The organism is Streptomyces sp. NBC_00162, from assembly GCF_024611995.1.
Taxonomy (GTDB): domain Bacteria; phylum Actinomycetota; class Actinomycetes; order Streptomycetales; family Streptomycetaceae; genus Streptomyces.
In genome coordinates, this window is record NZ_CP102509.1 from 3,275,799 (window position 1) to 3,285,960 (window position 10,162).

At 70.5% G+C, this 10,162-nt stretch carries 9 protein-coding genes and 1 pseudogene; 5 read left to right on the forward strand and 5 right to left on the reverse strand.

Going from position 1 to position 10,162, the window contains the following annotated elements:
* Nucleotides 1-17: 17 nt before the first annotated feature.
* Nucleotides 18-947 carry an AurF N-oxygenase family protein gene (locus JIW86_RS14985; RefSeq protein ID WP_257554196.1) on the reverse strand — a complete coding sequence of 310 codons (930 nt, stop codon included), beginning with the start codon at nucleotides 945-947 and terminating at the stop codon, nucleotides 18-20.
* Nucleotides 948-1,126: 179 nt separating this feature from the next.
* On the opposite strand from JIW86_RS14985, the gene JIW86_RS14990 reads away from it, so the two are divergent.
* Nucleotides 1,127-2,233 (forward strand): ferritin-like domain-containing protein, encoded by a 1,107-nt coding sequence (locus JIW86_RS14990; protein ID WP_257554197.1) that lies wholly within the window; start codon nucleotides 1,127-1,129, stop codon nucleotides 2,231-2,233.
* A gap of 59 nt (nucleotides 2,234-2,292) precedes the next feature.
* On the opposite strand, the gene JIW86_RS14995 is transcribed toward JIW86_RS14990, so the two are convergent.
* Nucleotides 2,293-3,753, reverse strand: coding sequence for a penicillin-binding transpeptidase domain-containing protein (locus tag JIW86_RS14995; protein WP_257554199.1), 1,461 nt, complete (start codon nucleotides 3,751-3,753; stop codon nucleotides 2,293-2,295).
* Nucleotides 3,750-5,117, reverse strand: coding sequence for an FtsW/RodA/SpoVE family cell cycle protein (locus JIW86_RS15000; RefSeq protein ID WP_257554201.1), 1,368 nt, complete (start codon nucleotides 5,115-5,117; stop codon nucleotides 3,750-3,752). The genes JIW86_RS14995 and JIW86_RS15000 overlap by 4 nt, the downstream gene beginning before the upstream one ends.
* A gap of 95 nt (nucleotides 5,118-5,212) precedes the next feature.
* On the opposite strand from JIW86_RS15000, the gene JIW86_RS15005 reads away from it, so the two are divergent.
* Nucleotides 5,213-5,620 carry a DUF6325 family protein gene (locus JIW86_RS15005; protein WP_215146847.1) on the forward strand — a complete coding sequence of 136 codons (408 nt, stop codon included), beginning with the start codon at nucleotides 5,213-5,215 and terminating at the stop codon, nucleotides 5,618-5,620.
* The gene (locus JIW86_RS15010) at nucleotides 5,620-6,012 is read left to right on the forward strand and encodes an SHOCT domain-containing protein (protein ID WP_257554202.1); all 393 of its coding nucleotides are present in this window, start codon (nucleotides 5,620-5,622) and stop codon (nucleotides 6,010-6,012) included. The genes JIW86_RS15005 and JIW86_RS15010 overlap by 1 nt, the downstream gene beginning before the upstream one ends.
* Nucleotides 6,013-6,410: 398 nt before the next feature.
* Here the strand turns inward: JIW86_RS15010 and JIW86_RS15015 are convergent, their stop codons facing one another.
* Complete coding sequence (locus JIW86_RS15015) at nucleotides 6,411-6,803, reverse strand: nuclear transport factor 2 family protein (protein WP_257554203.1); 393 nt, start codon at nucleotides 6,801-6,803, stop codon at nucleotides 6,411-6,413.
* Between the two features lie 121 nt (nucleotides 6,804-6,924).
* Between JIW86_RS15015 and JIW86_RS15020 the strand changes: the two are divergent.
* Nucleotides 6,925-7,065 (forward strand): annotated as a pseudogene (locus tag JIW86_RS15020) (NUDIX hydrolase); the annotation flags it as partial.
* A gap of 715 nt (nucleotides 7,066-7,780) precedes the next feature.
* Nucleotides 7,781-8,950 (forward strand): C40 family peptidase, encoded by a 1,170-nt coding sequence (locus tag JIW86_RS15025; RefSeq protein ID WP_257554205.1) that lies wholly within the window; start codon nucleotides 7,781-7,783, stop codon nucleotides 8,948-8,950.
* Here JIW86_RS15025 and JIW86_RS15030 read toward each other — a convergent pair.
* Nucleotides 8,893-10,161 carry a styrene monooxygenase/indole monooxygenase family protein gene (locus tag JIW86_RS15030; RefSeq protein ID WP_257554208.1) on the reverse strand — a complete coding sequence of 423 codons (1,269 nt, stop codon included), beginning with the start codon at nucleotides 10,159-10,161 and terminating at the stop codon, nucleotides 8,893-8,895. The two genes, JIW86_RS15025 and JIW86_RS15030, sit on opposite strands and share 58 nt — an antisense overlap.
* Between the last annotated feature and the right edge of the window lies 1 nt (nucleotide 10,162).

Genomic DNA, 10,162 nt, shown 5'->3' on the forward strand with positions numbered 1-10,162 from the left:
GTAGACGACACCCACGTCTACGCGAGGAGGCCCGAGCTCTTCCACAGCTTGCGGCCGATCCCGCGCATCACACCGATGTCGTCGAGGAAATCGGTGAGCCGCTTGGCGCCGGTCTGCATGACCTCGCGGCGGTGGCCGCTCGCCTTGACCTGGGCCACGGCTTCGCGGCGGTCGAGGCCGATGTTCTCGTAGACGGCCGGGTTCACGAAGGCGAGGGAGAAGACGCGGGCGGCCTCGCCGCAGCTGATGCGGGTGAGTTCCTGCTCCCAGCGCGGGGCCGTCAGCATCTGGCGGCGCAGTTCCTCCCGGGCGTACCGGACGTGCCGGGCCTCCTCGATGACGTGGATCCGGGTGACCCCGCGGACGAGGGGCTGGACGCGCTCGTCCGGGAAGGTCAGGCGCTGCATCCAGTCGAGGATCTCCTCGCCGAGGAGGGTGCACGCGAAGGAGCCGGGGGTGGTGGAGACCGTCTTGAGGACGCGGGCGAGGTTGTGGTTGACGCGGGAGACCGGGTAGGCGGGGGCGCCGCCCTTCTGGATCATGCGGGCGAACATCATCGAGTGGCGGCACTCGTCGGCGATCTCGGTGAGCGCGTAGCGCACGTGGCTGCTGGTCAGGGACTTGTCGTAGATGTGCCGGACCAGGAGCTGCATGAGGATGATCTCGAACCAGATGCCCAGCGAGCCGAGCGCCGCGGCCTCGTGGCGGGAGAGGTCGATGCGCTGCTCCTCCCCCATCTTCTTCCAGATCGGGGTGTCGTAGAGGGAGAGCAGCTCCGGGGGCCAGTAGTACTTGCCCTCGATCACCGGGGCGTCCCAGTCGAGTTCCTTGTCGGGGTCGAAGGAGTGCTTGGCGGAGGATTCGAGCAGCCGTTCGGCGATCTGCTCGCGGTCCTTGAGCAGGCCGAGGGCGTCCCTCAGCTCGGCTCGATCGGTCACGGTCGTCATGGCTTCGGACACCTCGTCGTCGAGTTACCGGCGGTCACTGCTTATGAGACTGCCTGTCAGCAAGGTCGTCAATCCCTCGCGCACGACTTGTTGACCGCGCGTCTACCAACGTGTGACGCTGCCAACTGTCCAGTCCCGCACGGCAGTACGTGACGACGTGATGAGGCGAGGAGGCGTCAGTGTCGACGCACGAGCTCTACACCAAGGACCCGGGCGAGGGCGTCTGGCAGGTTCCCGCCTCCGGATCGGCCCGCTTCAGCTGGGAGTACGACGGGGGCCGCGAGCGGCTCCTCGCCCTCTACCAGAAGGGCAAGGACAAGCAGTGGGACGGTGCCAAGCGCATCGACTGGGACATCGAGGTGGACCCGTACGATCCGCTGGGCACCCCGGACGAGGTGCTGACCCTGTACGGGACGCGGCACTGGGCCAAGCTCACCGAGCGGGACAAGGGCGAGCTGCGCCGGCACTACGCCTCCTGGCAGTTCAGCCAGTTCCTGCACGGCGAGCAGGGCGCGATGGTGTGCGCGGCGCGCATCGTGGAGTCGGTGCCGGACCTGGACGCGAAGTTCTACTCCGCCACCCAGACCATGGACGAGGCCCGGCACGCCGAGATCTTCGGGCGCTTCCTGCACGAGAAGGTCGGGATGCTGTACCCGATCAACGACAGCCTCCAGGGGCTGCTGGGCGACACCCTGCGCGACTCCCGCTGGGACATGCCGTACCTGGGCATGCAGGTGCTCATCGAGGGGCTGGCGCTGGCCGCCTTCGGGATGATCCGCGACACGACCGACAAGCCTCTGCCGAAGCAGATCCTGGCGTACGTGATGCAGGACGAGGCCCGGCACGTGGCCTTCGGGCGGATGGCACTGCGCGACTACTACAAGCAGTTGACGGACGCCGAGCTGCGCGAGCGCGAGGAGTTCGTGATCGAGGGCTGCTACCTGATGCGGGACCGGCTGCGCGGGGTGGAGGTGCTGGAGAACTTCGGCATCCCGCGGAAGGAGGCGGAGCAGTTCAGCGAGCAGTCGGAGTTCCTGGCCCTGTTCCGCAAGCTGCTGTTCAGCCGGATCGTGCCCTGTGTGAAGGACATCGGACTGTGGGGCGAGCGGCTGCAGAAGGCGTACCTGGAGATGGGCGTCTTCGAGATGGGCGATTCCAACCTGGACCTGCTCATGCGGCAGGACGAGGAGATCGCCGAGACCCTGGACCGCGAACGGTTCGCGGCGGAGGAATCGGAGCGCGTGGCGGAGGTGGAGGCAGCCATCGCGGACGGGGCCGCGAGCTAGCTGCAACGCGGCAGCCGGCCGGGCGCCCCCGCATCTCCCGCGCAGCTCCCAGCGCCGATCTATCGAGCGGCCAGCGCCGCCTCCATCACCGCTCGCGCGATCGGGGCGGCGGCCAGGTTCCCGCTGATGTCCCCGCGGTCCGCCGCCGCGTCCTCGACCACCACCGCGACCGCGACCGCCGGCAGCGGCGCGCCCTCGGCCTTGGCCCAGGAGATGAACCACGCGTACGGGGTCCCCGCGTTGCCGACCCCGTGCTGCGCTGTGCCGGTCTTGCCGCCAACCACCGCGCCCGGGATGGCCGCGTTCTTCCCCGTCCCGTTCTCCACCACCTTCACCATCAGCTCCTGCATCCTCAGGGCGGTGGCCGGATTCATGGCGCGGCCCAGGCTGCGCTGGTCGCCGCGCCGCACCGGGGATCCGTCGTCCTGCGTGGTCCGCTCCACCAGGTAGGGGGACTTGAGCTCACCGCCGTTGGCGACCGCGGCCGCCACCATCGCCATCTGCAGCGGGGTGGCCCGGGTGTTGAACTGCCCGATCGAGGACAGGGCCAGCTGGTCCTGGCTCATGTCGGTGTCGAAGTTCGACCGCGACACCCACGAGGGCACCCGCGGCCCGTCGCGGTTGAACCCGAACCGCTCCGCCGCCTCGACCATGCCGCGCAGCCCGACCCGCACCCCGATCTTCGCCATCACCGTGTTGCAGGACCACTGCACCGCCTCCGCCATCGAGGCGTCCTGGCAGCCGGTGCCCGCGTTCGGCAGCAGGGTGCTGGTGCCGGGCAGCGGGTAGGGGTCGGGGGTCTCGGTGGGCGCGTCCACATCGGTGACCACGCCCGCGTCGAGGGCGGCCGCCGCCGTCACGATCTTGAAGGTGGAACCGGGCGGATAGGTCTCGCGCAGCGCCCGGTTGAGCATCGGCCGGGCGGGGTCCGCGTTCAGCCGCGCCCACTCCTCCTTGACCCGGGTGCCCGTACCCGAGAGCACCGACGGGTCGTACGAAGGGCTGCTGACCAGCGCGAGGATCTTCCCGGTGGCCGGTTCGACGGCCGCCACCGCGCCCCGTTTGCCGGCGAGCCCGGCGTACGCGGCCAGCTGCACGCCGGCCCGGACGGTGGTGGCCGCGTTCCCGCCGGCCGGGCGGCCGCGCGTCAGGTCGTACCAGAGCGGGAAGGCCGAGAGCCCGGGGTCGGTGCCCGCGAGGATCCCGTCCTCGGCGCGCTCGACGAAGCTGGTCCCGTACGTCTGGGAGGAGAAGCCGGTGACGGGCGCGTACAGCGGGCCGTTCTTGTACGTCCGCTCGTAGCGCAGCAGTTGGCCGCTGTCCCGGGAGCCGGTGACGGGACGCCCGTCGACCAGGATGTCCCCGCGGGGTTCGGCGTAGCGCGCGATGGCGGGACGTTTGTTGGCCGGGTTCGCGCCGTAGGCGGCGGACTTCCAGACCTGCACGCGGGCGATGTTGACCAGCAGGGCGACGAGCAGCAGGGCGCAGAAGTACGCGCACCAGCGGATGTAGCGGATCACTCGGGGGGCTCCTGCGGTGCGGGCCTGCGGGCGCTGTCGCTGAGCCGGACCAGCAGGGCGACGATGATCCAGTTGGTGACGACGGAGGAGCCGCCCTGGGCCAGAAAGGGCATGGCCATGCCCGTCAGCGGGATCAGCCCGGTGACGCCGCCCGCGATGACGAACACCTGGAGCGCGACGATCGAGGCGAGGCCGGTGGCGAGCAGGCGGCCGAAGGGGTCGCGCAGGGCGAGCCCGGCCCGGAAGCCGCGGGCGACGAGGAGCCCGTAGAGGAGCAGGATCGCGGCGAGGCCGACGAGGCCGAGCTCCTCGCCGGCGGTGGCGAGGATGAAGTCCGACTTGGCGGCGAAGCCGATGAGGAAGGACTGGCCGTGGCCGAGCCCGGAGCCGAGCAGGCCGCCGGCGCCGAAGGCGAAGAGGGACTGGGCGAGCTGGCCGGGGCCCTCGCCGCGCTCGATGGAGGCGAAAGGATTCATCCAGTCGTCCACGCGGCTGTGCACATGCGGTTCGAAGGTCCCGACGGCGTAGGCACCGACAGCCGCGAGCAGCAGGCCGATCGCGATCCAGCCGATCCGTCCGGTGGCCGTGAACAGCATGATCACGAACAGTCCGAAGAACAGCAGCGAGGTCCCGAGATCCCGCTCCAGGACCAGTACACCGACGCTCAGCAGCCAGATCGCGAGGATCGGGCCGAGGACCCGGCCGGGCAGGAGGCGCAGCTTCCAGAAGAGCCTGCGGCCGGTGAGGGCCAGGGCGGTGCGGTTCGCGGCGAGGTAGGCGGCGAAGAAGACGGCGAGCAGGATCTTGGCGAACTCCCCCGGCTGGAAGGAGAGTCCGGCGAACCGGATCCAGATGTGGGCGCCGTTGACCGCCGGGAAGAACACGGGGACGAGCATCAGCAAGAGGGCGACGGTGACGGAGAGGTAGGCGTAGCGCTGGAGCACCCGGTGGTCGCGCAGGACCAGGACGACGAGGACGAAGAGCGCCACGCCGAGGGCGGACCACAGGAGCTGGTCCCCGGCGGTGAGGTGGCCGGGGGTGGTCGCGTCGAGGCGCTGGATGAGGACGAGGCCGAGTCCGTTGAGCAGGACGGCGATCGGGAGCACGAGGGGGTCGGCGTACGGGGCCCGGAGGCGGACGGCGACGTGCGCGAGCAGGGCGGCGGCGGCGAGGCCGGCGGCGTACTGGGCGGCGGGGCGGGGGACGCGGCCGGTGGTGGTGAGGCCGACGTAGAGGTGGCCGAGTACAGAGATCAGGACGGCGCCGGCGAGGAGCGTCAGCTCGACGCCGCGGCGCTTGGGGGCGCGGGCGTCGGGAGGTGGGGGCGGAGCGGGCTCCGCCACCTGTGCCGTCAGAGCGGTCATAGGCGAAACGTAGCAAGCAGACGGATGGTATGTCCGTTTATGTCATAGTGTGCCGAAGAGTCGTCATAAACGGTCGGAATCAGGAGCCGAGCCCTATGGGACCTGTGGAATTCATCGTCCTGGCCTTCCCGGAGGAGCAACTGCGGGTGCCGGCGGTCGAGGCGGTGATGGGACTTCGGAAGACCGGGGTGGTCCGGCTGATCGACGGGCTCGTGGCGACGAGAACGGCGTCGGGGGATGTCCTCGCGGCGGAGTTCGACGAGTTCGTGGAGCTACGGGGCCTGCTGACGGGCCGGGACGTGGCACGGCTGATCGGGCCTGAGGACGTACAGGAGGCGGCGGAGCTGCTGGAGCGCGGGAGCTGCGCGCTGCTGCTGCTGGTCGAGCACGTGTGGGCCGAGGACGCGGCGATCGCCGTACGGGCGGCGGGCGGGCGGATCGTGGGCTCGGTCCGCATCCCGGTGGACCGGGTCCCGGCGGACACCCGGACGGGGGTGGCCTGATGTTCATCCGTCCGGTGGCAGTAACGGTCAGGTCGGCGAACCGCCCGCCGGGCCGCCCACTGCTGCGGGGCCTGCTGGCACGGGCGGCGGGCGCGGTGACGGAGGGCGCGGCAGAGCCACAGCCCCGGGGCCTTCTGGGGCGGGCGGTGAGGGCGGCGGCGGACACGGGAGCGGTGGAGTGGGAGCCGGAAGGGGAACGGGAGCCGGAGTCGGAGTCGGAGTCGGAGCCCTGGCCACCGGACCCGGACGCCCCGGAGGAACCCCCGCCGACCACCCCCGCTCCCCCGACGGGCCTGGTATCGGAACTCACCCAACTGGCGGCCCTGACCCGCGAGGGCCTGCTCACCCCGGAGGAGTTCACGACGGCCAAGGCGCGGCTGCTGGGGGGGTGAGGTGGGGCTTCGGGGGTCGGGGTCCGCACACTCCTCATCAGAGAAGGTTTGGGGGTTTCCCGTCAGTCCCACTGTCTCCCCGGGTCGGGCCGGTCTGTAAAGGGCGCTCCTCCTTCGTCGTCGCGTCGCTTCGCGATGGCCTTCGGCCACCCTTGACAGACCGTCCCGCCCCGGAAAGACAGGACTGTCGGGAAGCCCCCAAAAGAACGGTCCACCGGTTCCATGAATGAGCAAGGGGCATCAGGGACCGACTCCCTGGTTCCCAGGGGCAGGGTCTGAGCCCGGGCCCATCGGGAGGGGATCCGGGGTCGGTGGGCGCATCAGATCGCTACACACTTGCTCATTGCTTGGCGGCTGCGGGCCGTCTGGGGCTGGGAACAGGCCGGGAGCTGGTCGCCTTACTCGGCGTCCTGTACTGCCAGCTGCTCACGGACTTGAGGGGTGTCCTCGTAGACGCGCCACTCGGCGACCTCGCCGTTTCGGATCCTGGCGGTCCAGAGGGCCGGTCCGGCGAGGCTCGGTTCCGAACACACCGAGTGGCCGACGACCGTGACGACGTCCTCCCTCGCGGTGAGTGAATCGAAGACGTTCCGATAGCCGGGGAACGACTCGAAGAAGCCGCGCCAGGCATCGAGGCACTCTTGTTTCCCCGAGACGACACCTCCTTCCGAGTCGATGAAGGTGTGGTCGTCCGACATCAAGCGGGCGAGACCCTCGACGTCCCGGCCGTTGATGCAGTCGTTGAACCGGACGACGAGCGCGGTGGGATCCGCGCTTCCTTCACCTGTCACACGCGCAAGCTATGCCCACCTGCGCCGAACAGAGCATCGCTACGCGCCCTTGACGCCTTGGCGTTCGGCGGGCTCGATATTGCCGGCGGCGGTGATGAACTCGCGGCCGGACGCGCCTCGGATGTTCCGCTGCAAGCCCTCCGGGGGTACCGAACGCGTCTCCGGGGAGACCACGGCAATCCAGTGGCTCACGCCCGAAGAGGTGTCCGAGCGGATGTCCGAGGCATACGCGATCCGACTGCTGGACGCACTCAATCCGAACCCGGGCCGACAGGGAGCGAGATACGGGGCCGCGGGCCGTCAAATCGCTACAGACGCCTCCATCACTGCGAATGCAGGTAGTTTGTCCCTATTTAACGGCGAGTTCAGGACTAATCGATCTCTTTCCGGAGTGTGAGACCGAAACATCCGGCACCACACTCCGTCAGAGCGCTTTCTCCGCCCTCTACGGCCCGCAGACGCCTGCCGAGAGCACCAAGTGACGGTCTGGGGCGGCTTATGCCCAGCCCCAGACGGCCCGCAGCCGCCAAACAATGAGCAAGTGTGTAGCGATCTGATGCGCCCACCGACCCCGGATCCCCTCCCGACGGGCCCGGGCTCAGACCCTGCCCCTGGGAACCAGGGAGTCGGTCCCTGATGCCCCTTGCTCATTCATGGAACCGGTGGACCGTTCTTTTGGGGGCTTCCCGACAGTCCTGTCTTTCCGGGGCGGGACGGTCTGTCAAGGGTGGCCGAAGGCCATCGCGAAGCGACGCGACGACGAAGGAGGAGCGCCCTTTACAGACCGGCCCGACCCGGGGAGACAGTGGGACTGACGGGAAACCCCAAACCCTCCCTGATCCCGCCCCGCCGAGACCCCGACCCCCGAAGCCCCCGCCCCGTCCCCCCAACCGGGTGACCGCGCCCAGGCCCGCCGCTCCGTTGGGGGATTTGTCATATCGGGCGTGGCAGCATCAGGCGCCTCGGAGGTGATCCCCATGTCCCATCGGCCGCTTCGTGCCGCCTGCATCGCCGCGGTCGCCGCAGTGCTCGTCACCGTCGGCCCGATCCCCGCCGCCGACGCCGAACCCGGTGCGTCCGGCGAGTCCGTCGGGGCGCTGCTCACCCGGCTGCAAGGGCTCTACCAGAAGGCCGAGGAGGCCACCGAGGCCTACAACGCCACCGAAGTCGCCCTCAAGACCCGCCAGGACGAGGAGCGGCGGCTCACCGCCGAGCTCGGCAAGGCCCGTACCGCCCTCGGGTCCGAGAAGGCGCTCCTCGGCCGGTTGGCCCGCGAGCAGTACCAGGGCACCGGCGGCGGCATCTCCCCGTACGCCCGCATGCTGCTCGCCGGCAACCCCCAGGCCGCCCTGGACCAGCGGCGCCTCGCCGCCCGCGAGGGCGCCCGGCAGGCCGCCGTACTGGAGCGGCTCGCGCGCGGCGAACGGGAGGCCGGCACCCTCGCCGGCCGGGCCCGCAAGGCCCTGGACTCCCAGCAGACACTGGCCGCACGGCAGAAGGAGCACAAGGACGAGGTCGCGACGCGGCTCAAGGAGGTCGAGCGGACGCTCGCCGCCCTGACCCCCGAGCAGCTCGCGCAGCTCGGCGCGCGCGAGGCCGCGGACACCGACGACGCGCAGCGCAGGCTGGTGGACTCCGGCCGGCTCCCCACCCGCACCGGTACGCCCACGGCCGCCGGCGGCGCGGCCCTCACCTACGCGGCGGCCCAGATCGGCAAGCCGTACGTGTGGGGCGCCGAGGGGCCGTCTTCCTTCGACTGCTCCGGACTGACCTCGCAGGCCTGGGCGCACGCCGGCCGCACCATCCCGCGGACCAGCCAGGAGCAGTGGGCCACGCTGCCGAAGGTGCCGCTGGACCAGCTGCGCCCCGGGGATCTGGTCGTCTACTTCCCCAAGGCCACCCACGTGGGCCTGTACGTCGGCGGCGGAAAGGTGATCCAGGCTCCGCGGCCCGGCGCGAAGGTCAAGGTCTCGCCGATCGCCGCGAATCCGCTCCTCGGGGCCGTGCGCCCGGACCCCGACGGCAGCCCGCTCGCGCAGTTCACCCCTCCGCCGCTGCCCGAGGCGGCGGCGGAGGGGGACGACACCGGCTACTCCGCCGAGGAGGCGCCCGAGTCCGCGACCGACGCCGAGACCGACGCCAGGTAGTCCGCCGCGTCCTCGGGGTCGTAGAAGTACGCGTCGAAGTCGGCCGGGTGGTCGAAGCCGTTGGCGAATCGATCCGCCACCGGCTGGAGCTGCCCGGCCGCCCCGATCAGGTTCAGCACGTGCTCCGGCGGGACGCCGAGCATCGCGTTCGTCCACTGGGTCACCGGCTTGCCGGTCGTGAACCAGAACTTGTCGAAGGTGGCCTTCATCCACGCCTCGTCGAACGGCTTGTCCCCGTGCATCAGGATCGACGACAGGTACGAGGCCGCACACTTGGCGGCGGAGTTCGAGCCCTGCCCGGTGATCGGGTCGTTGGCGACGACCACGTCCGCGACCCCCAGCACCAGCCCGCCGCCCGGGAGGCGCCCGATCGGGTTGCGGACCACCGGAGCGTAGCGGCCGGCCAGCGTCCCGCCCGCGTCCGTCAGCTCCGCCTTCGTGGCACGCGCGTACTCCCACGGCGTGTACTTCTCCATCAGCCCCAGCGTGAGCGCCAGGTGCTCCGCCGGGTCCTTCACGCCCTGGAACACGTCCAGCGGCCCGCCCGGAATGCCCTCCCAGAACAGGATGTCCGCCCGCCCGGACGTGGTGAGGGTCGGCATCACGAACAGCTCGCCGACGCCCGGGACCAGGTTGCAGCGCACGGCCTCGGTCTCCGGGTGCTCGGGGCGCGGGCCGAGTCCGTGCACGTACGAGACGGCCAGCGCGCGCTGCGGGGCGTCGTACGGGGAGCGTGCCGCGTCGCGCTCGAACATGGACACCAGCTCGCCCTTGCCGGCGGCCAGCAGCACCAGGTCGTACGTGCGGGAGAAGAAGTCGAGGTCGGCGACCGAGGCTCCGTGGATGACCAGCTGCCCGCCGCGCTGCGCGAAGGTGTCGAGCCAGCCGGCCATCTTCACGCGCTGGTCGACGGACTGCGCGTACCCCTTGAGGCGGCCGAGCCAGTCGATGGCGCGGCCCGCGTCGGGGGCCGCCACCGAGACGCCGAGGCCCTCGATCTTCGGGGCCTGCTGCTCCCAGAAGTTGATCTGGAGGTCACGCTCGTGGCGCAGTGCCGTGTCGAACATGCACTGCGTGGACATCACCCGGCCGGTGCGGATCTCGTCCGCCGTCCGGTTGGACATGAGGGTGACCTCGTACCCCTTCGACTGGAGTCCGAGGGCGAGCTGGAGACCGGACTGGCCGGCTCCTACGACAAGTATCTTGCGCATC